Annotated in this window: 20 protein-coding genes; 3 read left to right on the forward strand and 17 right to left on the reverse strand. The window is 55.0% G+C overall.

The window, feature by feature from the left end; all coding sequences use genetic code 11:
- Window positions 1-15 precede the first annotated feature (15 nt).
- Both NST23_RS20220 and NST23_RS20225 read right to left on the reverse strand, forming a co-directional pair.
- On the reverse strand, window positions 16-558 hold the full coding sequence (locus NST23_RS20220) for a MarR family winged helix-turn-helix transcriptional regulator (protein WP_122963942.1): 543 nt from the start codon (window positions 556-558) through the stop codon (window positions 16-18).
- Window positions 559-862: 304 nt separating this feature from the next.
- Window positions 863-4,816, reverse strand: a complete 3,954-nt coding sequence (locus tag NST23_RS20225) for a DNA translocase FtsK (protein WP_340964457.1) — start codon at window positions 4,814-4,816, stop codon at window positions 863-865.
- 168 nt (window positions 4,817-4,984) lie between these two features.
- On the opposite strand from NST23_RS20225, the gene NST23_RS20230 reads away from it, so the two are divergent.
- Window positions 4,985-6,253, forward strand: a complete 1,269-nt coding sequence (locus NST23_RS20230; RefSeq protein WP_122963940.1) for a hypothetical protein — start codon at window positions 4,985-4,987, stop codon at window positions 6,251-6,253.
- A gap of 42 nt (window positions 6,254-6,295) precedes the next feature.
- Here NST23_RS20230 and cysC read toward each other — a convergent pair whose 3' ends face one another.
- The 14 genes from cysC to NST23_RS20300 form a co-directional block, all read right to left on the reverse strand.
- The gene (gene cysC, locus NST23_RS20235; protein ID WP_242774892.1) at window positions 6,296-6,925 is read right to left on the reverse strand and encodes an adenylyl-sulfate kinase; all 630 of its coding nucleotides are present in this window, start codon (window positions 6,923-6,925) and stop codon (window positions 6,296-6,298) included.
- Between the two features lie 47 nt (window positions 6,926-6,972).
- Complete coding sequence (gene sat, locus NST23_RS20240) at window positions 6,973-8,115, reverse strand: sulfate adenylyltransferase (protein WP_340964458.1); 1,143 nt, start codon at window positions 8,113-8,115, stop codon at window positions 6,973-6,975.
- 44 nt (window positions 8,116-8,159) lie between these two features.
- Window positions 8,160-8,876: a phosphoadenylyl-sulfate reductase gene (locus NST23_RS20245; protein WP_173596853.1), complete on the reverse strand. Its 717-nt coding sequence runs from the start codon at window positions 8,874-8,876 to the stop codon at window positions 8,160-8,162.
- On the reverse strand, window positions 8,873-9,958 hold the full coding sequence (locus tag NST23_RS20250) for an inorganic phosphate transporter (protein WP_122963936.1): 1,086 nt from the start codon (window positions 9,956-9,958) through the stop codon (window positions 8,873-8,875). The genes NST23_RS20245 and NST23_RS20250 overlap by 4 nt, the downstream gene beginning before the upstream one ends.
- A gap of 18 nt (window positions 9,959-9,976) precedes the next feature.
- Entirely contained in the window at window positions 9,977-11,497 is a 1,521-nt protein-coding gene (gene cobA / locus NST23_RS20255; RefSeq protein ID WP_287102435.1) for a uroporphyrinogen-III C-methyltransferase, read from the reverse strand.
- A 64-nt stretch (window positions 11,498-11,561) separates the two neighbouring features.
- Window positions 11,562-11,801: a DUF3906 family protein gene (locus tag NST23_RS20260; RefSeq protein WP_063228036.1), complete on the reverse strand. Its 240-nt coding sequence runs from the start codon at window positions 11,799-11,801 to the stop codon at window positions 11,562-11,564.
- Window positions 11,802-11,845: 44 nt separating this feature from the next.
- Entirely contained in the window at window positions 11,846-13,462 is a 1,617-nt protein-coding gene (locus NST23_RS20265) for a nitrite/sulfite reductase (protein ID WP_173596851.1), read from the reverse strand.
- On the reverse strand, window positions 13,428-14,240 hold the full coding sequence (locus tag NST23_RS20270; protein WP_122963933.1) for a sirohydrochlorin chelatase: 813 nt from the start codon (window positions 14,238-14,240) through the stop codon (window positions 13,428-13,430). The genes NST23_RS20265 and NST23_RS20270 overlap by 35 nt, the downstream gene beginning before the upstream one ends.
- 184 nt (window positions 14,241-14,424) lie before the next feature.
- Window positions 14,425-15,195, reverse strand: coding sequence for a potassium channel family protein (locus NST23_RS20275; protein ID WP_122963932.1), 771 nt, complete (start codon window positions 15,193-15,195; stop codon window positions 14,425-14,427).
- A 40-nt stretch (window positions 15,196-15,235) separates the two neighbouring features.
- Window positions 15,236-15,673, reverse strand: a complete 438-nt coding sequence (locus tag NST23_RS20280) for a DUF350 domain-containing protein (protein WP_063228032.1) — start codon at window positions 15,671-15,673, stop codon at window positions 15,236-15,238.
- A gap of 21 nt (window positions 15,674-15,694) precedes the next feature.
- Window positions 15,695-16,936: a glutathionylspermidine synthase family protein gene (locus NST23_RS20285; RefSeq protein WP_287102466.1), complete on the reverse strand. Its 1,242-nt coding sequence runs from the start codon at window positions 16,934-16,936 to the stop codon at window positions 15,695-15,697.
- Complete coding sequence (locus tag NST23_RS20290) at window positions 16,936-17,202, reverse strand: hypothetical protein (protein ID WP_122963930.1); 267 nt, start codon at window positions 17,200-17,202, stop codon at window positions 16,936-16,938. The genes NST23_RS20285 and NST23_RS20290 overlap by 1 nt, the downstream gene beginning before the upstream one ends.
- A 12-nt stretch (window positions 17,203-17,214) precedes the next feature.
- On the reverse strand, window positions 17,215-17,664 hold the full coding sequence (locus tag NST23_RS20295) for a hypothetical protein (RefSeq protein ID WP_173596849.1): 450 nt from the start codon (window positions 17,662-17,664) through the stop codon (window positions 17,215-17,217).
- A 377-nt stretch (window positions 17,665-18,041) separates the two neighbouring features.
- Window positions 18,042-18,842 carry an inositol monophosphatase family protein gene (locus tag NST23_RS20300; RefSeq protein WP_122963928.1) on the reverse strand — a complete coding sequence of 267 codons (801 nt, stop codon included), beginning with the start codon at window positions 18,840-18,842 and terminating at the stop codon, window positions 18,042-18,044.
- A gap of 179 nt (window positions 18,843-19,021) precedes the next feature.
- On the opposite strand from NST23_RS20300, the gene NST23_RS20305 reads away from it, so the two are divergent.
- Window positions 19,022-19,399 carry a hypothetical protein gene (locus tag NST23_RS20305; protein WP_122963927.1) on the forward strand — a complete coding sequence of 126 codons (378 nt, stop codon included), beginning with the start codon at window positions 19,022-19,024 and terminating at the stop codon, window positions 19,397-19,399.
- 3 nt (window positions 19,400-19,402) lie between these two features.
- On the opposite strand, the gene NST23_RS20310 is transcribed toward NST23_RS20305, so the two are convergent.
- Window positions 19,403-19,891, reverse strand: coding sequence for a PaaI family thioesterase (locus NST23_RS20310; protein ID WP_122963926.1), 489 nt, complete (start codon window positions 19,889-19,891; stop codon window positions 19,403-19,405).
- Between the two features lie 210 nt (window positions 19,892-20,101).
- Between NST23_RS20310 and ilvD the strand changes: the two genes are divergently transcribed.
- Window positions 20,102-21,778: a dihydroxy-acid dehydratase gene (gene ilvD / locus NST23_RS20315; RefSeq protein ID WP_122963925.1), complete on the forward strand. Its 1,677-nt coding sequence runs from the start codon at window positions 20,102-20,104 to the stop codon at window positions 21,776-21,778.
- Window positions 21,779-21,800: the final 22 nt, after the last annotated feature.

The raw sequence follows: 21,800 nt of genomic DNA on the forward strand, positions 1-21,800 counted from the left end.
ATATGCACAAAAAAATTATCTGCCCACCCCTAACCTTTTTTCTATACTTCCATTCAATTTAACCAAAATTTTCTCAAACAGCTTGCGTTCCTCCGCATCCAAGTCGTCGAGCAAGGAAGCGCAAGTCGCCCAAAAGGTCGGCAGCACATTGTCAATCAAGTCCACTCCTTCTTCGGTAATACGGACATGAATCATGCGGCGATCTTTGGCGCTTTGCTCGCGGGCAATCCATTTTCTTTTTTCCAGCCAGTCGAGCAGAGCTGTTACAGAAGCCCGGCGAATCCCCAGCCGATCTGCGATGGCCGAAGGAGTGACCAGTTCTCTTTCCTCATGCAGCAGAAGCAAAAGCAACAAATCCAGCTTGCTCTCGGTAATTCCGAACGCAGACAAATCCTCGTCGATCACATCCAGGACATTGTCACTGAGCCACAACATCAGCAATCCCATCTGGGCCGATTTGCGATCCGTTCCCTTTGCCATCGTGTTGTTCATCAGTTGCAAATAAGGAGCGATCCCTAATTTGGGCAACTGTTGATCCACTGTGCTTTCTTTTGCCATGACATCACCTCTGTAATTCAATTAGATTATCTAACTAAAATCAGTTATATCTTATTTTGCCTGATCTTGCAAGCAGGAAACTTCTCGGTGAAGCCAACGGACACCTCCCTAACGAAATGAGGTTGCGCGGGTTTGGCACGACGGGAGCGTCCTTCTCTGGGCGCGGTGCCTTTTTATATATTCTGCTGTCTGTTTTGCAAAAAAGCTGCCACAGCAGCGTGTTTACACGCATCTGCCTACCTGCCTCGGTTAGCAAAAAGAGCCTGCCACCTTGGGCAAGCTCCTCTGCTTTTGCAACATTCTTTTACAACAAAGTCGAGCCGTCCGCTACAGCCTGGGCGTCCTCGCGGGTGATGAGAACAGCTCGCGCCTTGCCTCCGCTCTGTCCAGCGACGTAGCCGTCCGCCTCCATCATCTCGATCAGGCGGGCAGCGCGGTTGTAGCCGACCCGGAAGCGGCGTTGCAGCCCGGATGCCGAAGCCTGACCCTGGTCTGCCACGAACAGCAGCGCCTCCATATACAGCGGATCATCCCCTGCATCAAAAGATTGCACCTGCTGCTCCAAATCTTCCTTGCTGAACAGGTACGACGGCTTGCGCTGCTTCTTGATCGCCTGCGTAATGCGCTCGATCTCATCGTCAGAGACGAAGTTGCCCTGCAAACGCACCGGGGTGGTGCCGCTCTCCAGGAACAGCATGTCGCCTCGTCCCAGCAACCGTTCCGCCCCCGACTGGTCGAGGATCGTGCGGGAATCCACCTGGGAGAATACGGCAAACGCCAAACGCGTCGGCACGTTTGCCTTGATGTTGCCCGTAATGACGTCCACCGAAGGCCGCTGGGTCGCGAGCAGCAAATGAATGCCGCAGGCGCGCGCTTTTTGCGCAATCCGGATGATGCAATCCTCCACATCCTGCGGGGAGACCATCATCAAGTCTGCCAACTCGTCAATGACAATCACGATATACGGCAGCTGATCGTCTGTCGTCTGGTTGTAGCGATCAATATCCCGCACACCTGCGTCGACAAACAGGGCATAGCGCTTTTCCATTTCCTCGACCGCCCATTTCAGCGAGGCTGTCGCCTGCTTCGCGTCGGTCACAACAGGTGTGACGAGGTGCGGCAAATGGTTGTACGGTGCCAGCTCGACCATTTTCGGATCGATCAGCAAAAGCCGTACTTGTTCTGGCGTCGCTTTGTAAAGCAGGCTGACGATGATCGAGTTGATGCAGACGCTTTTCCCTGATCCGGTCGAGCCTGCGATCAGGCCGTGCGGCATTTTTTTGATATCCGCAATAATCGGCTCGCCGCCGATGTCCATGCCGAGGGCTACAGCCAATGGCGACGAATGCTGCTGGAACTTTTCCGATCCGATGATCTTCTCGATCAGTACAGGCTGGCTCGCCAAATTCGGAACCTCGATCCCGATCGCGTTTCGTCCCGGGATCGGCGCTTCGATCCGAATGTCTTTGGCCGCCAGATTCAGCTTGATGTCGTCGACCAAGCCGGTAATTTTGTTTACCTTCACGCCAGGAGCAGGCTGCAGCTCAAAGCGCGTGACGGAAGGGCCTTTGACGATCCCGACGACTGTTGCGCTCACGTTGAAGTTGGACAACGTTTCTTCCAAAAGCAGCTTTTGCAGTTGCGTATGCTCATCGTCGTCATCGCTTGGCGGCGGGCTCGGATTCAACAGCGCAAGCGTCGGCAAGCAGTACGGAGGTTCCGCGATTTCCGCTTCGCTTGGCTCGGATGGTGTGCTTGATTGCGCCGTACTTGCAGGTGGATTCGCGCTCGGACCCGGTGTTGCCACCCCGGCGGCTGGCGATGTCTGGAAGCCAGTCTGTTGTCCAGCGTTTGGCAGCTGGATCACGGGTGCTTGCTGTGCTGGTTGGGCGTTCTCTGTAGCAGCATCCGCCGCTAAAGCCGGGGATGCTTCGGCTGTTTCTGGCTTCGCTTCTGCCACGGTCAAGGTTGCTTCGGCCGATTCCAGCTTCGCTTCTGCTACGGTCAAAGTTGGCTCGTCCGATTCCGGCTTCACTCCTGCCACGGGCAAGCTTTCTTCGCCCATTTCCGGCTTCGCTCCCAACATGGTCAAAGTCGCTTCATCCGACTCCAGCTTCGCTCCTACCACAGTCGACGTTGCTTCATCCGACCCTGACTTCGCTCCCGCCACGGTCATTGTCGCTTCATCCGACTCTGGCTTCACTTCCGCCACGGTCAGCGTTGCTTCATCCGACTCTGACTTCACTCCCGCCACAGTCAGCGTTGCTTCATCCGACTCTGGCTTCACTCCTGCCACAGCCATCGTCACTTCACCCGACTCTGACTTCGCTCCCGCCACAGTCATCGCTGCTTCATCCGACTCTGACTTCGCTCCCACCACGGTCAGCGTTGCTTCATCCGACTCTGACTTCACTCCCGCCACGGTCAGCGTTGCTTCATCCGACCCCGACTTCACTCCCGACACGGTCATCGCTGCTTCATCCGACCCTGACTTCGCTCCCGCCACGGTCAGCGTTGCTTCATTCGACTCTGGCTTCACTCCTGTCACGGTCAACGTTGCTTCATCAGACTCCAGCCGCTTCACGCTCGCCACAGACGAAGCTTCACCGCCCGACTCCGGCATCGCACGCGCCAAAAGACGGTTGACATCCGCATCAAAATGATTGTTGCTTCCCGTAACAGCAGGCTTGGCGCTATCGACTACTTGCCCTTGTCCGTGAACAGCCGCGAAGCCCTCCTCGATTCCTGTGCGCACGGCGTCGCCTAGCGCTGCGATCAGCTTTTGCTGCGCCTGCGCTTCGCTCTCGTCGGTCACCGAACGCCCCTGCGCTGTTAACGTCGACTCCGCTACTTCCGCGCTTTCGACCGCTTCACCTGCACCCGCTTGTTCTCGCACGACCACAAGCTCCACGTCAGGCTGTGCCTGTCCCTCCGCGATCTCCGCAGTTGCCGCGGCCTCGTGAAGTTCTCCCTCTGTCTCGGCTTGTCCCGCTGCAAACGCTGACTCTCGCTCCACTCCTGCGCTTGCGCCGCCACGTTCCGCATCCGCCAACTCGCCATCTGCTTCGGTTGTCGTCGCATGGTCGGTCGAGAGCACAACCGCTTGCGCCTCGCCTTCCTGATGAACCGCGCCGCTCGCTGCCCTTTGCTGCCATTCTTGCATGTTTTCTGGACCTGGACCTGACTCATACGCCCCGTCCAGCTGCTCTGTCTGCCCTGGTTCAGTCGTCCGTTCAGTTAGCTGCCCAACTTCTGTCTTCTCGCCGTCTCCGTGTTCACCGCCAACCATTTCTGGCGGCTCCACAACAATACGTCCAGGCTCCGAAACCGCTGCTTCCGCCTGCAAAGCCACAAAGGCCGCTGCTGCTGCCTGGTCCTGTGCATCCGCGGTTTCCTCTGCTGCTTGCTCAAGCGGAACAGCTTTTTCCCCACCTTGCTCGCTGACCCGGCTGTCCGCCTTCGTCGCGCTTGCGGCATCAATGGTTAAATCGCTCGCAAAACCGTTTGCGGGGTCGCTTGCTGAACCCGCATCGCTCGCTGAATGCACATGCTCCCACGTCTCATCCGGGAAATAACGCTCGCTAATTTCCTGTTCCCACTGCTTGAGCTGCTGGAGATGCTCCTCCTGCTCCAGACGCGGGTACACGATACCGCCTGTCGTATGGATGCGATGCTCAGCCTCACGGGTAGCCGGGGTGATTTTGCCATACACGGGCGACACGATCTCCGAAGGCTGGTACGCCTTCTTCCCTTCCGCAATCGAAGGCGCGCGCCCTGCGCTGTCCGGCTGTTTGACAGGCTCCCTTCTCGGTGTCTCGCGTTTGTACTCGGTGGTAGCAGACGGCTTTTTGTCTGCGCCCGTCTCTATAGGCTTGTCCGGTATGTATTCTTCGCGTGCGGCACGAAAAGACTCGCGGGAAGACTCCCTGACGCTTGGCTCCCGCCGTTCACGCACGGGCGGCTGAACTCGCTGGGCCTCTTCTGTCGCCTGCTGCTTCATTCTCTCTTTTCGCTTGTTCTCCAAATAATCGTCTGGCACGACAGGAAAACGAAACTGACGATCCCTGCGTGGACGCGCATCCTCTATATTCCGGCTACTTACCCGCTCTTTCGGGTAAATGCTTTTCGTCTTCGCTTGGGGCTGGCGGGGAGCCGGGCTTGCAGGAGGAGGACTCGCTGCCGGACGCCCTTCCACTACTTCATCTTGCTCCTCTTCGCCCTGAAAAAATTTCATCAGCTTTTGAAGCCACAACCACATGCTGCAACGTCCTTTCTTTGCTAACCATCTATTCCCTTTCATCTTACCATGAAATCGGCGCCGAATTAGACCGATTGTGATTTTTTTCCGTATTTGCGAAACCTTTTCTTTACTAAAACGTAATACATAGAGGAACAAAAATACAAATACATAGGGGAGGAACACAGCATGTGGAAAAAAGGAAGTGCCCTACTGCTCGCAGGTATGCTGGTACTCACTGGATGTGCTGGTGAGGCTTCACTGGTGCGCGATTCGATCGTGGCATCCATCGATAAACCAAACTACGACTTCCAAGGCACTGTGAAATTGACCGGAGACGTAGACAAATTGCCTCAGGCATTTGGGGAAACCAATCCTGACAAAGAAGGACAAGCCATTTTGTCCGCTTTGAAAGCAGGGGTAACAGTAAAAGGCTCCCAGCTTGACTTGAAAAACGCAAAAGTTCAACTGGAAGTAAACGACGACAAACTGCTGCGCGACAACAAGCTCTGGACTGGCGACAAAAAAGCGTCTGTTGAGCTGCTCGTAAGCGACGACAAAGTATTCGTGAAATCTCCGCTCGACAACAAATACTTGGCTGTGGATGCAAACACTTCCGGCGCTTTCACTGGCGTAAGCGGAAACGACAAGGCAAACCCGGCGAAACTCAAAGAATACCAAGACAAAATGAACAAGCTGACGCTTGACTTCATCAAAAAATACGTAGGCAAATACGGCTACAAACTGGCTGATGCGAAAAACCTCGGCACAGAAACCGTAACCTTGCCAAACGGCGAAAAAGTGGAAGCGACTCACGTAAACGTGAAGATCGATGCCAAAGAACTGGTAAAAATGTTCTTCTTCACTGCTAACGATGCGGTAGCAAGCCAAGACGTCAAAACGTTCGCAATCGACATGCTGGTGCTGACCAATTCCCTGACAGAAGAAATGTATCCGGAAATGGGCAAAACGACAGAGGCAGAAAAACGCGCCAATGCCGAAGCTACCATCAACGAAGGCTTGAAAGAAGCAAAACAATGGCTGGAAGAGACAGGCAAAACATACACACCTGAAAAAATCGTAGAAGAAATGAAAAAAGAAGGCTTCCACAAGCTGGCTTGGAACCTCGACTTCTACGTAGACAAAAACAAAATGCCTGTTCACCAAAAGAGCGACCTGAGCGTAACGTTCCAGGCGCCAGAAATGAAAGAGCCTTTGACAGTCGGTCTGTTTGCTGATCAATACGCGTTCAACTTCGGAAAAGCAACCAAGTTCGAAATTCCTGCAAAAGACGCTTACCTGACAGCGGAAGACCTTTACAAAGACGAAAAAGCGATCAACAACTTCAGCGACAAAGGCTTCATGCGCCACTTTGCACAAAGCCTGGTGGACGATCTGAAATGGCAAAAAGAACTGGAAGCGGAGTGGGCTGAAGAAGTAACTCCGGCTACTCCTTAACAGCAGCCTTAGCTGCACTTGTACAAAAAAAGCACGGCGCATTTACGCGTCGTGCTTTTTTTCGTAGGTGAGGATGCCCGCCTGCTCCAGATAGGCCAGGACCGCAGCAACCGACTCCTCAATCGACTGCTCGCTGCTGGCGACGACAAGCTCTGGCTGATCCGGCTCCTCGTAGGGCGCAGAAATTCCGGTGAACTGGCCGATCTCCCCGCGCCGCGCCTTTTGATATAGCCCTTTCACGTCTCGCCGTTCGCATTCTTCCAGCGGACATTGGACGTAGACTTCGATAAATTCCCCTGCCGCTACCAAACTGCGTGCCAGCTCGCGATCCGAGCGATACGGCGAAATAAACGCGGTCAGGACAATCACGCCTGCATCCACAAACAATTTGGCAACCTCGCCGATGCGGCGAATGTTCTCTTTTCGGTCCTCTTCCCCGAATCCCAGTCCCTTGTTCAAGCCGTGACGGATATTGTCGCCATCCAGCACATAGCTCGCCAAGCCGCGCTGATTCAGCTCGTACTCGACCGCGTTGGCCAATGTCGACTTGCCCGCCCCGGACAAGCCCGTGAACCAGAGAACAGCGCTTTTATGTCCAGCGCGCTGCTGCCGCTGTTCTTTCGTCACCGTTGTCGGGTGCCACACAATATTCGCAGCACTGTCGTTCGCCATAGTCGTTCCCCTTTCTTCCCTTCCTTGCCAAAAAGCTGCTTGCCTGGTTATACGGAGATCGGCCGCAACCCCTCGATCAACACTTGCGCCACTTCCGGACGGCTAAATTCCGCTGGCGGAGCTTCGCCGCGAGACAGCATTTCCCGCACCTTTGTTCCCGACAAGGCGACATGGTGTTCAGCGCTGTGCGGGCACGTCTTCGCAGATGCCATATTGCCGCATGTCTTGCAGTAGAAGCTGTTCTCGAAAAACAGAGGCGTGATGCCCAGTTCCTCAGGCTGGAACTGGCGGAAAATATGCTGGGCGTCATATGTACCGTAGTAGTTGCCGACACCCGCATGGTCCCTGCCTACGATAAAATGAGTGCAGCCGTAGTTTTTGCGCACCAGCGCGTGGAAAATGGCTTCGCGCGGCCCGGCGTAGCGCATCGCGGCAGGAAACACGGCCAGTTCGACCCGCTCAGCCGGGTAGTATTTGTCCAGGAGCACCCGATAGCTTTTCATCCGCACTTCGGCCGGAATATCATCGGATTTCGTCTCGCCCACGAGCGGATTGAGAAACAGGCCATCGACGGTTTCCAATGCCGATTTCTGGATGTACTCATGCGCCCGATGCACAGGGTTGCGCGTCTGGAAGCCGACGACCGTTTTCCAGCCTTTGGCGGCAAACGCCGCTCTCGTTTCCGCCGGGTCGAAATGGTGAGCGGCAAACGCCCCTTTATCAGCTCGCCGCACCAACGTAATCGGCCCGCCGAGATACACATCAGGACGTTCCAGCAGCTTTTTCACGCCGGGATGGTTCTCGTCGTCCGTGCCGTATACGAGGCGCGCTTCCTGCCGCTTATCCGGGGAATAAATGTCGGAAATTTCCAACAGGCCGTACACCTCGCCCTGATAGACCAGGCGCACCGCGTCTCCTGCTTGCAGACTTCCTGCCACAGCTTCTGAAACGGGAAGCGTGATCGGAATGCTCCAGACCGATCCATCGGCCAGCCTCATGCGTTCCACGACAGATGTATAGTCGTGCCGATCCAAAAATCCGGCAATCGGACTGTATCCTCCGATCGCGATCAGCTCCAAATCTGACAGGGCAAAAGCATCCAGTTCGACCTCTGCTGTCGCACGGGACAGGTCAGCGGTCGGATCAAAACGGTTTACCAGTACGTTGCCATGCGGAATGCTACCACTCACTTTCAAGCCCTCCTCATCCATATCCGTTTTCTCTATCTTCACACTCACTTGGCGAGATGCAGCCCGCACTCTGTCTTGCCCAGATGCGACCAGCGACCAGCCCGTTCGTCTTCGCCCGCTCTGACCGGACGCGTGCATGGCGCGCAGCCGATGCTCGGATAGCTTTGGTCGTGCAAAGCATTGTACGGCAGCTCGAACACGCGGATGTACTGCCACACCTCTTCTGCCTTCCAGTGAATCAGCGGGCAAATTTTCAGCGACTGAAACTTCTCGTCGCGATTGACAAACTGGACGTCTGCTCTTGTCGCAGACTGTTCGCGGCGCAGTCCTGACATCCAGGCCACAGTGCCCTTCAACACGCTTTCCATCGGCAACACCTTGCGCAAGTGGCAACACAGATCCGGCTTCGCGATCCACAATTCGTCGCCGTGCTCTGCTGCCTGCTGGGCAAGCGACAGCTGCGGCTCCTTGATCGTCAATTGCAGCGCAGGATAGCGGGCACGCACTTTTTCAATCAGCTCATACGTCTGGGCAAAGTGCAGATGGGTATCCAAAAACGTGACGCGGGCGTCTTTTTTCACATCGCTGATCATATCGATGAGCACCATGGCTTCTGCCCCGAAGCTGCATGAATAGATCAGATCATCGCCAAACGTCTCGTAGGCCCACTTGATGACATCGACGGTATCTCCCTTTGCCAGCGTTTTGTTGATCGCGGCAAGCTGCTCGGCTGTTGCCGTGTCGTAATGTAAACGGCTCATATGCCCCCTCCTTGATCGTTGATGGAACTGTTTTCCCTGCGAATCAGCCGGATCAGTCCTACGAAGCCCAATGTCGCTACGAATACGCTCACGAGCACGACGAGCGTGTACAAATCCGAGCGCAAAAAGAGATGGACAAACGCGAAGGAAACGACCAGCGAGGAAACAGGCGAGACAATCCAGACCATGAGAATTTGCTTGATAATCCCTTTTTGCCACAAAACAAAACCTCGCTCAGACGTCCCGACACCCAAAATCGCGCAAGTAGTCGCCTGCGTCAGAGGCACGGGAATCCCGAACAAAGACGCGACAATCACCAATGTCCCACCCGTTGCCGATACGGCACTCCCTTGTAAAAGCGACAGCGACGTAATTTTCTTGCCGTTCGTTTCCAGCACTTTTCCGCCCAGCAACAGGCACCCGGCAGCGACGGCCAAACCGCCGAGCCACACGCCGGAGTCGGTCGACATCAAGCCTGCTCCCACTAACGGGCCAACCGCATTCGCTACGTTGTTCATTCCGGCTGAAAACGCTTCGTATACCCCACACAAAACGAGCAAGATCGTCAGCCAGCGCTCTCCTTTGGAGCCTGGTTTTTGCAAGTCTGGCCAGCGCCGCTCCACACGGGAAATGACCCTCCCGGCGACGTAGGCTCCGATAAAAGCCGCGATTGGCACCACGATCCAAAAGAACAGAATGACGAGAATGTGCCCCACAAACAGCGACTGATAAGCAAGCCCTACCCCGACGATCGATCCGACTGTCACTTCGCTGGTCGAGAGCGGAATCCCGAGCAGGTTTGCGCCAAAAAGCGTCAGTGTGGCGGAAGCAAGGATGATCACGACGACCTCGATGCTGAGCAAATTCGTCGGAATAATTCCTCCGCTAATCGTCTTGACGACCTCGCCGCCGCCAAGCACAGCTCCAAGCAGAGCCGCGATGGCGACGAGAATCATCGCAAGCAGCTTGCTTTTAACCGCTCCGCTGCCGTATGCTGCACCCATCGAAGCAGCAGTCCCGCTTGCGCCGATATTCATTGCAAAAAACAAAGCGATGGCGATGGCGACGTAACTCCAATCCACGAGCAGCCCTACCTCCTGTCATGCCAATCTGTTTTTCCAAAAAAGCAGGGGCGCCGGATTCGTTACACTGGCGATTTGCTCATGCGGATGGATTCCTTGGGCAAAGCTTTCCAGGCTATCGTCGATGACGATGCGCCACCCCATTTTTTTCGCCACCTGCTGTGTACGCTGGTTGGCGCAAAAGAGTGGCACATTCTCCCAGCCAGCCCCTGCAAAATCCGCCAAGGCAGGCAAAACCTCGCCGTCATCGGCTGCAAACCAGTCAAACGGCCGCTTTTTTATCCAGGAAACAATCGGATGCGTCTCCTCCCACTCCAGGACTCCCCCTGCTGTGAGATGGATGACATCTGCCGCCGGATGGGCAAGCGCTGCCACGCCTTTTGAGCGCAGATGCAAAACCCGCTGTTCCCCGTTCTTTTGCACAAGCTCCTCGATCAAAGCCGACGAAGCGAGCGACTCGGCAAAGACCCGCTCCGGATACAATCCTCTGTCCGCCAGAAACAGTGCTGTACGCTCCCCGCGCGCGGCGAGCTTGCACGTCAGCTTTCGCAGGTCAAAGCGGCGCCTGCCAAGCTCCGCGAGAAACGCCCTCGCTTGCCGCTCGTCGTCGAGCAGCACCCAGCTGTATGCCGCCATGTCTTTTGGCACGCCCAAGCATTCCGCTGCCAGCAAGGGCCGCTCCGCAAGCGGCAGGGGGACCACTTCTGCCCCTAGCTGCTCCAGGCGGTTCGCCAGCAGTTGGCTGCCTGATCCTGCCCGGGTTGCCACGGCCACCCGCTGTCCGAACAGGGGCCGAGACTCGTACCAGTTCAATTGCTCGCGAAGCTGCACCACTTCGCCGACAATGATGATCGCAGGTGCCGCAAAACCTGCTTTGGCTACATCCTGATCGATCGTCGCAAGCCTGCCGACCAATGTTTGCTGCTCGCCAACCGTGCCCCATCTGACCAGGGCGACTGGGGTATTTCCCGCTTTTCCGCACGCAAGCAGTTGCTCTTGAATGTGCGGCAAATTTTTCACGCCCATGTAAATCACGAGCGTCTCCACTCGGGACAATGCCTGCCAATCCACTTGCTTGTCGGCATTTTGCTCGCAGAGATGTCCGGTGACAAAAGCAACGGAGGAGCTGAACTGGCGATGGGTCAACGGAATGCCCGCATAGAGCGGCGCAGCCATGCCGGAAGTAATCCCCGGCACGATCTCATACGCCACGCCATGCTCCACGCACATTTGCGCCTCTTCGCCGACCCGGCCGAACATGCTCGGGTCCCCGCCTTTCAGGCGCACGACGTTATTCCCCTGTTTGGCTTCTCGTATCAGCAGGAGGTTGATCTCTTCCTGCGGCAGCGTATGGCTGTCTCTTTCCTTGCCGCAGTAAATGAGTCTGGCTTCCCTTTTGACATGGGAGAGGAGCAACGGACTAGCCAGACGGTCGTAGACGACGACATCCGCATTTTGCAGCGCCTCCATCCCGCGGATGGTAAGCAGTTTCGGATCGCCGGGGCCTGCCCCTACAAAGACGACTCTGCCAGCATTCATTGTTGATCACTCCTCCTTGACGCCTTCCTAGCATGAAAAGCAAAGCTGCCTGTTTCACATCCGGTTAGCTGAACCGGGATGTCTCCACGACGTAGCCGACTCCCTGACGGCCGAGCGGCTTTTTCTCGACCAGGCTCAGCTCCTTGACCTTCGGCGGGACAATCGTGTGCCGAAGCAGGTTGTTTTCCGCAGTGGAAAAGGCACGCTCATCCGATTTCGCAATCACGACCACGGTCAGCAACTGGCCTTCTTCCAGCACAGCCTCCAATTTGTACAAATAGCTCTCGGCTTGTTCCTCTGCCATGGTACTCCCTCATTTCCTCAGATTGCGTTTTTCGCTCGGCTTGGTTATGCGGTTTGCAAAATGCTGTCGACTTGCTCCTGAATCCGGGCAAGCCCGACCCGTTCGACGTAGCGCCAGTATTCCTCGCCCTCCAGCCGATCTTCCTTGTAAAGCGCGATCAGCTGCGCCAGGAAAGCCCCCAGCCTGTCTACGGTGACGCGCGCGTTCAGCTTGCGGTTGAATTGCGGCTCTTCCAGCGTTCCGCCTACGTGGACATCAAAAGCTTCGACCATCCCGGCTGGCGTCTTCACCAGCGCGCCTTGCAGACCGATGTCGGCAATCTGGCGTTGTCCGCACGAGTTCGGGCAGCCGATCATGTGAATGCGCAGCGGTGTGTCGAGCGAAACCGCATCATCCAAATATTGCGCCAGCCCGCGCATTCTTTCTTTTGTCTCGACGATAGCCAGATTGCAATACTCGATGCCTGTGCAAGAGACGGCATATCCGACAAACGTATTCGGCTTTAGTTTGAAACGGTTGACAATCAGCGGTTCTTGGCGGAACGCCGCCACTTTTTCTTTGGCGATGTTACGGATCAGGATATTTTGCGTGTTGCAGGCTCCGATCGTGCCATCCCCGTATTCGTCCGCCAGACGAGCCAGTTCGATCAGCTCCTCCGCGTTCATCCGCCCGACGGGAACAGACAGCCCTGCGTAGTACAATCCTGGCTGGCGCTGCTCGTGCAGACCGTAGAAGTAACCGCCGTTCCAGCCTTTCGTCAAATCCTCTCCGCCAGCTTCCAGCTCGCCTACCAGTTGGACAAGCTCTTCCTTGAACTTCTCCGGTCCCCAGTCCGCCACCAAAAATTTCAGGCGGGCATGCGTGCGCTTCTGCCGATAGCCGAAGTCGCGGAACAGCGTCGTGACGCCTGCCGCCACTTTGACGACCTCTTCCGGACGGACGAAAATATCGAGCTTTTTCGCCAAATACGGCTTTGCCGACAAGCCTCCGCCCACCCAGACGTGAAAGCCGATGACTTCTTCGCCAGCGATGACTTTTTTTGCCGGAGTAAAGGCGAGATCGTTGATTTGCGCATGGGCAGCGTTGTAAATGTTCGCAGATACGGACATTTTGTATTTGCGCGGCAGGTTGGAGAAGTCGCGGTTAAGCAGGAAAAACTGCTCCAGCTCGGCTACGATCGGGCGCGTATCCAGCACTTCATGCGGATCGATTCCTGCGAGCGGATTGCCCATGATCTGCCGCGGACAGTCTCCGCAAGCTTCGAAGGACGACATGCCAGCCGCACCGAGCCGATCAAAAATGTCTGCGAGCGACTCTACGGTCAACCAGTGAAACTGGACAGCCTGACGCGTCGTTACGTCGACCAGATCGCGGCCGTAATCCTGGGCGATTTTGGCAAGCACTCTCGCTTGCTCGCTGCTCATGATCCCGCCAGGTATGCGCACACGCATCATGAAGTGGCCGTCTTTCGGGCGTTGCTGATAGACACCGGCCCACTTGAAGCGGTCCATATCAGAAGATTCGATCGATTCGAAGCCTTCTTTGGAATAAGTGTTGACGATTGTCTCGATGACATCCAGTCCGTCCTTTTCCAGCTTGGTAAATTCCATTTTGTTCAGGGACGGATCATCTGCCCACTTCCACTGTTTTCTCTCTGCCATGCTCATACACGCTCCTTTGCGTAAAAAGGTCTGTTACAAGTGCCATGCGAATCGATTGGGCAATCCAATCAGCAATCAGCGGATGGGGCAAATACGCGCTGCCGTTATACCGATACGACAACTCTGCCAGCCGTGCCGGAATCGCCTTGCGGGTGAAATACCCTTGACTGACAAACAGAGGGAGCACGATGACCTCTCCTTTTTCCGAGAGCGCCACGACTTGTTCCCGCAGCGTGTCTGGCCGAAGCGTCGCATATCCGGCTGCAGCAAAGGCATAGCGGTTTTGCAGGCGAAACGTCATGCGGCGCAGCAGCTTTTCCCACCGCTCCTGGCATCCCGGCCAGTCGCTGCCGTGACCGACGAGCAACAACGCTTCCTTGCGAGGATCTTTTGCCAGCTCCATGGCGCGCTGTCCGACGATCTGCTCCACCAGCGAATGATCTTCCAACGGCGGACACCATAAAATCCTCGCCCGAACAGGAATGCGCACCTGCTCCGTCTCCCAGGTGGGCCAAGGCGTAAGCCCCAGCATCGCCCGTATCTCTGTCACATGATTGCTGCCCGCCGAGGCAAACAGAGGAACCACGACAATCCGCTTCGCTCCGGATGCCTCCAGACGCTTCCACTCGTCGCTGATGCTGCGCCCCTCTACTCCCCCCAGATAGGCGACCCGGGTCGGCAGCTCGCTCTGGCACTGCCTGACTGCTGATTCAACCAGATTCAGCCAGTCGGGATCGGGAGAACCGTGAGCGATTACCAAAGCCGCAGTTTTTGCCATCGGATATACCCCTCATCCAAACTTATTTAGTAAATCATATGTGTTTACTCGGAATTATAAATGGGTTGCTTTTCCGCGTCAACAATCAATTCGTATTTCTTCGGTATAATCTTCACGAAAATAGCTTCTTTTCTGTATTTTCCCCCGAAAAGTCATGAAAAAAAGCTGCCGGCGCACCGACAGCTCACTCTTCTTCGTGTTTCTTTCTCGTTCGACGATACAATAAGTCCAGACTTTCTTTTAACGTCTCGTACTCTTCTTCCCGCAAGCTCTCGATTTGCTGGATGTAGGAAATCGTCTGCTTCCGGATTTCTTCTGTCAGTCGGTCGGTTTCGGAGTCGCTTTTGGCATCGTGCGTCTCCGTCCAATGGGTCGCAAAGTTGGCTGTCAGCGCACCGATCATGCCAATCCCTGTCACCATCAAAATCGTCGCCATGATCCGCCCGCCTGACGTCACAGGGGAAATATCCCCGTACCCTACCGTCGTCGTCGTCACGATCGACCACCAAAGCGCATCGGTGAAGCTCTTGATATTTTCGTTCACGCCGTATTCCAGCAAATAAATCGCTGTCGAGCTCCAGAGCATGATAATCGTAACGACCCCGAGAACTTGCCGCATAGGGCCGGAGCGGATGACGCCAAGCAAAAACGGAGAAGCCCGCACAATGCGCACCAAACGCAGGACACGCATGAACCGGGCCAAATACAAATACTGGTCCAAGGGAATCATCGCCACCAGATCGAACCAGTTGGAGATGACAAACTGCCGCTTGTTTTTTGCCTTCCACAAGCGAACCATATATTCTGCGATGAGCATGACGATAAGCCCGTTGTCGACCCAATGCATCAATTCGTCTGTCAGCAGCGGGTGGTTCGAGAAATCAGCAAAAAGCAAAATTGCATACGTAATTACTAGCATGATGACGAATATCTCATACATGACGCGCCAAAACACGAAGGACTCCTCCCGAGGACCGATCCCGCTTTTCTATATCTTAGTAGCTGATGAGAGCCGCCATCAGCAAGCCTGCCGCAATGCTCAGCCGGGAGGCGAAAATGCCGACAGAAACGTTGCCGTTCGGGATTTCCGACACCACTTTGAACGGCGTGATCCACTCGAACAAATAAAAAATAACGACTTGAAACACCATGCCAACCAATCCCCACACGACCAGATCCAACAGGTTGACGGAGTGATAGACAGCGGATGCAAGCACGATCGCCAGACCGATAATTTTTCCGCCCAAATCGTGTGCCGCTGCTTTCGCCGCCGCCATTTTTTTCGGGTCGTCTGTCTGTGCCCCGTCTTTGATCAACGCAAATTCCTTATACGGAGTCGTAAACGTAAAAACGAAAATGCCGACTGCCAATATCGGAATAGTCACGGCCAAATAGGCCAAAAAATTGAGTATGTAACTCCATTGTGTAATCATGCCGCACTCCTCTCCTTTTCGTTACCCTTTCATGCCGACCGGCAAGTAATAGGACAAGTTGTTGGTGATCGGGCCGCCGACACGGGCCACGACCGCAGACGCTTCTCCGCCAATCCAGAAGGAGCCCCACAACAGCCTGCCTTGATACGGGCCTGACAGCGTCTGTACCGTAATCTCGGGCAATTCCACCCGCTTTTGATAAATCATCGGCTGCTCCCAGTAAAATTCCTCCTGATCTTTTTCGACCAGTGTCCCATCGGCTGCAAACAGCGCGACACCGCCACCCTCTCTGCCGAAAATCGGCTTGGTGACATAGTCATTCGCTCCTGCAAACCGATTTTCGAAGTACGTTGGAAGCATGTACGTCTCGATGATCGCGTGTTCTTCTTCCTGGAAAAATTCGCCTGCCTCGTGCAAGTTCCAGATCAGCGCCTGGAGCGCTTTCGTCTGGATCAAAAACGCAGACGGCGGATTGATAATCGCCAGTTTTTTCGCAGCGATCAGGGAAAGCACGTGCTCCCCTGTGGGATAGCCGTCTTCGTCCCGCTCTTCGGCCAGCTTTTCCAAAGCGTGCAGCCGATACAGCACATCGACGGGAAGCAAGCTGCCCTCTGCTTCGACGTACAGTCCGTCTTCCCAGACGCGAAGCTTTTCCAGCGGCGCAAATCGGGCGTCGATTCCCGACTTTTCCATCAGATACAAGGTCGTTCCCTTGTCTTCCTCGTGCCAGTCCAGCGAGCTGAACCAGACGTGCTCAACCGGATAGCCCTTGTCTTTGTAAGCTTGCATCAGCCTGGCAAAAGCGCGTTGCAGCTGCGCGTCCATCCCGGCATTCGGGTTTTTCACCCCGAAGTAGCGACACGCGTGTTCGTTGACGTGAAAAGCTTCCACAATCCCTGTCGGGGTATCGCTGTTGCATTCCAGCATCTTCAGCCCTTCGCTCGTGCTGGCGAAGTCAAAGCGGCCGATCGCTGTAGGCAAATCTTGCAGGACAGCGGTTCGCACGGTTTGCAACGCTCGCGCCGGAACGCCCAACTCAAGCAAAAGCGCATCGTCCGCGCGTTGCAAGACAGGCATCACTTTCGTAAAAATGCGGCCGAGCTTTGCCGTTGCTGTCGCAAGCTCCTCCCGAAACGATTCGGAGATGAGGTGGATATCCGCCAGCGCGTACTCTTCCCCGTACATCCAATCCCACAGGAAAATTCCTTCCTCGCGCAAAGGGCCGTACAGCGCTTCTCTTCGGTTCTTGTTATCCACTTCCATCACCCCGAGCTGGACACACCCGAGCTGCCGATTCCGCCTTTGGAGCTGCTGGGGCTAATGCCGCTGGATACTCCTGACGACTTGCTTTTGGACGAACTGCCGCCGTAGTAGCCGGACGATCCGCGCGAACTGCTCCCGCCGTCGTCGCAATACCCGTCATTGTCATCGTCGTAGCAATCGTCATCATAATCAGACGAGCATCCGCTGATAGCCAGCGTTGCCGCCACAAACAGACCGACCACCTTTGCCGATTTTGTCAGTGCCATGCTTTTTCCCTCCTACCCTGCCGGCTGTGCGTAGTAAATGTACACCTGACGATCCTCATCCACCTCAGCCGAGGTTTTTTCCCATTCGCGGCCATTCAGATACAAATAGTCGCTTTGCAAATGCAGGAGAGCATCGTCGTCATCTTTGAACGAAAACGTGTGCACGAGTGGGTAGAGACGTGTGTTCTCCCTGTATTCGCGCATCTCGATCTGGATGCTCCCCCAGCGCACGGACGGTCTTTCGGCATAGTCCACCGCCGTCTCCTCGGACGAGTGGCGGACGTAGATCACATATGTCCCGCCCTCGATGGCGCAAGAAGTCTTCTCGTAGACGACATGCCCCTTCACCAAATAGTCGCAGGCAAAGCGCAGCGACACCTCGTCCTTGTCGATGCGATCGTAATAAAACAGGACAGGGTACCCGTTCGTCTCGTCCAGCAGACGATATTCCAGTCTAGCCATGCTGTCACCCCATTTCTCAGTAAAATGATGCCCTTTTCAAGATAGCACCAATTTATACGCATCACGGAACAAATGGTTGCCGAAAAAACACGAAATTCGGCTAAAAAGGGAAAAGCTGGTGCAAGAGTCCCGTCTCCTGCCCCAGCCTTGGCCATTTTTGTGAAGGCTCTTTTCGCAAATTTTGTTGCTATTGCTGTTGTGGAAACGTGTGTTCTATAATGAAAATCAGGAAGTCTATAGGATTTCCATTTACCGTGAATGCACGCTTCGCTTGGTACTATAAATATCAAGCAACTCACGGCTTTTCTAAAAGCAACAATTTCTTAGAAAAGAGCGTTTGTGAAAATGGTCGCGCTGTTTGTATGTGGCTTCCAAGCCTACCGCTGCACATTCGCCACGTGCTGCTCCACTGTCATCGCGCGGATCGTATCGTGCAGCTGACCGTTTGTCGCTACGAGCGAACGCGTCTGATCCTGGAAAAACGGCTCGTGTCGGTAAGGCTCACCTTGCCAATCGGTTATGGTAGCGCCCGCTTCACTCGCGATCACGATTCCGGCAGCCACGTCCATGATCCCCGAACGCTGCATGACGATGTAGTCGAGCCAGCCATTGGCGAGCAGGCACCAATCGAGTGCCGGAGCCACGTTGCGCAACAGACGCTTCGTCTGGAGCATGAACGGCTCTGTAACAGCAAGCTCCTCCTGCCTGGTCACGGTTTCGCGTCCGCGAATGTACGTCCCTGCTGCCCGCGTCAAGTCTGTCCGGTTGTTGATCGAGATGCGTTTGCCGTTCAGGAACGCTCCTTGCCCTTTTTCCGCCCAGAACATTTGACCTGCTACCGGATTGTACACGACGCCAAGGGCGAGTTCGCCTTTGTGCTGCAAGGCAATCGATATACTAAAATACGGATGGCCGATAAAATAATTGTTCGTGCCGTCCAGCGGATCGACAATCCACAAATACTCCTCGTCGCGGCTGACCATCCCGATCTCTTCGGAAAAAATCGTATGCGTCGGGAAGTGACGGTGCAGCACTTCAATGATGCGCTGCTCGCTGCCTTTGTCCTCCGGCAGTTTCACATCGTTATGCAGCTCCTCGTCAGGGGTGAGCTGCTCCAGAAAACGCTCCTTCAAAAAGGCTCCTGCCACACTTGCTGCTTCCTTGGCAATTTCCAGCATCGGCTTTTCGCTCCTTCATTGGGTCGTTTGTCCATTGTTTTCCCTTGCATTCCTCATGCGCACATCACTATGATAGAATGACACCCATCGCGAAAAAGACAAAAGACGCAGCGCAGGCGAGCGGGCGCAAAGCCAGGCTTTGGCGCATACAGCCCGACGCTTTTTAGGAGGGGAAAAACATGAACAGCGACTTCATTCGTCTGAAAAATATGGAGGGTGAGCTGAAATTCACCCAGATGAACAATAGCTACGGCTTTACGGTCACGACAAAAGAACTCGTGTTTTTCAAGCCGCACCTGACCTACCACCTGTTTTTGCACGATATCGTCAGCATGGTGCCGCATACGCTCGATACGGCGCCGATGTCGTTTCGGCTGAACAGAGAAACCGTCCACACGACCTTTGGCTCCCAATACTACAAAATCGGCGTCAAATGGGCGCGGATCGTCTCTCGTTCCGGCATCGTGGAGAAAGAAAACATGGAATTTATCGTGCCCCTCTCCGGCAAGATGCTGACCTATATTTCACAATACAGCGGACTTGTTGTGATCCGGTGAAGTTCAGGTAAAAAATTTTCGATTTAAAACGATAAACGAACCCGTGCCGTGCGCGATCCGATGGTTACGCTCGTCGTAAACGCTGCCTTCCATAACGACCAGCGTCTGTCCCCGATGCAAAAATGTCGCTTCAGCGCGCAGCCGTTCCCCTATTCCCGGACGCAAGTAGTTGAGCTTCAACTCGGTCGTGACCGCGTACTGCTCCGGGGGCAGGGAACGGTTGATCAACGAGCCCATGGCCGAGTCGATCAGCGTGGCGAGAATCCCTCCATGTACCGCGCCTCCCGAATTGTGCATGAACACCGTGAGCGGCAGTTCGAAGCGATACGACTGCTTCTTTTCGTCGATAAACTCTCCCTTCAAGCCGAGAAAGCCTGAAAGATAGGCACTTTTGCGCTCGCGCTTTTGCCGGATAGCCTGCATCGCCAACTCCAGTATTTTGCGCTCCTCATCGCTGCCTTCCTCGCAAATACTTTTCAATTCCTCTATCATTTTGTTCACTCCAACAAAATTAAAATTCGTTCTCTTATTGTAGCTGATAAAGCTTGTTTTCGCCATGCTGCAAGCGGCATGGCAAGCTGCCTGCAAGCGTCAGACTGAGCAAATGTTCAGACTTTTACGGTTGTTTCTACTAATAAAAATTGATAAGATAGTGCAAAACATAAGACAGGTCATTTTCAAGCAGGAAGGGAGAGCTATACATTGGCTAGACAACGCAGTGACATGATTAAAAAAGGTTTCGACCGCGCACCGCACCGCAGCTTGCTCCGGGCGGCAGGCGTAAAAGACGAGGATTTCGACAAACCGTTTATCGCCATCTGCAACTCTTACATTGATATTATCCCAGGCCATGTGCACTTGCAGGAGTTTGGCAAGCTGGTCAAAGAAGCTGTTCGCGCCGCAGGCATGGTTCCATTTGAGTTTAATACCATCGGGGTTGATGACGGGATCGCCATGGGCCATATCGGGATGCGCTATTCCCTCCCAAGCCGCGAGATCATCGCAGACAGCCTGGAAACGGTCGTAGCCGCGCACTGGTTCGACGGCATGATTTGCATCCCGAACTGTGACAAGATCACTCCGGGAATGATCATGGGCGCTCTGCGCGTCAACATTCCGACTGTCTTCGTGACAGGCGGACCGATGAAAGCAGGCAAGACAAGCGACGGCCGCTCTATCTCGCTTTCCTCCGTATTCGAAGGAGTCGGGGCGTACCAGGCAGGTCTGATCGACAACAAGCAGCTGGAAGAGCTGGAGCAATACGGATGTCCGACTTGCGGTTCCTGTTCCGGTATGTTTACCGCCAACTCGATGAACTGTCTGCTCGAAGCGATCGGTCTGGCGCTGCCAGGCAACGGCACCGTTCTCGCCGTCTCTCCGGAGCGCCGCGAACTGGTACAAGCCTCTGCAGAAAAACTGAAAAATTTGATCGAGCGTGATATCAAACCGCGCGATATCGTTACCCTCGAAGCGATCGACGACGCCTTCGCGCTCGATATGGCGATGGGCGGCTCGACGAATACCGTTTTGCACACATTGGCAATCGCTCAGGAGGCAGGCATCGAGTATCCAATCGAGCGCATCAACGAAGTGGCGAAGCGCATTCCGCACATTTGCAAACTGGCGCCATCGTCCGACTACCACATCGAGGATTGCCACGAAGCAGGCGGCGTCTCCGCTGTTCTCAAGGAAATTGCGCGAAAAGAAGGCGCGATCCATCCGAACCGCATCACCGTGACAGGCAAAACGCTCGCGGAAAACATCGCGGAAGCGGAAATCAAAAACGACCAGGTGATCCGCCGTCTGGAGAACCCGTACAGTGCCTCCGGCGGTCTGGCCGTCCTGTTCGGCAACCTCGCCGAGCAAGGCTCGATCATCAAAACGGGCGGTGTCGATCCTTCTATTAAAAAGCACGAAGGACCAGCGATCTGCTTCGACTCCCAGGAAGAAGCGCTGGCGGGCATCGCGGCAGGCAAAATCAAGTCCGGTCACGTCGTCATCATCCGTTACGAGGGACCAAAAGGCGGCCCGGGCATGCCAGAAATGCTGGCTCCTACTTCGCAAATCGTCGGGATGGGACTCGGCAAGGAAGTGGCTCTCGTCACAGACGGCCGTTTCTCCGGCGCTTCCCGCGGCATCAGCATCGGGCACGTCTCCCCGGAAGCGGCTGAAGGCGGCCTTATCGCGTTCGTCCAAGACGGCGACATCATCTCGATCGATCTCGAAGAGCGCACGATTCACCTGAACGTTGACGAGGCTGAACTGGCCCGCCGTCGCGAAGGCTGGAAAGAATTTGAGCCAAAAGTGAAAACAGGCTACCTGGCACGTTACTCCAAGATGGTAACAAATGCGAGCATGGGCGGCATCCTGAAAATCTAGTATGCGCACGACCTAATAGAAA

It is taken from the genome of Brevibacillus sp. FSL K6-0770 (genome assembly GCF_038000275.1).
GTDB classification, from domain to species: domain Bacteria; phylum Bacillota; class Bacilli; order Brevibacillales; family Brevibacillaceae; genus Brevibacillus; species Brevibacillus parabrevis.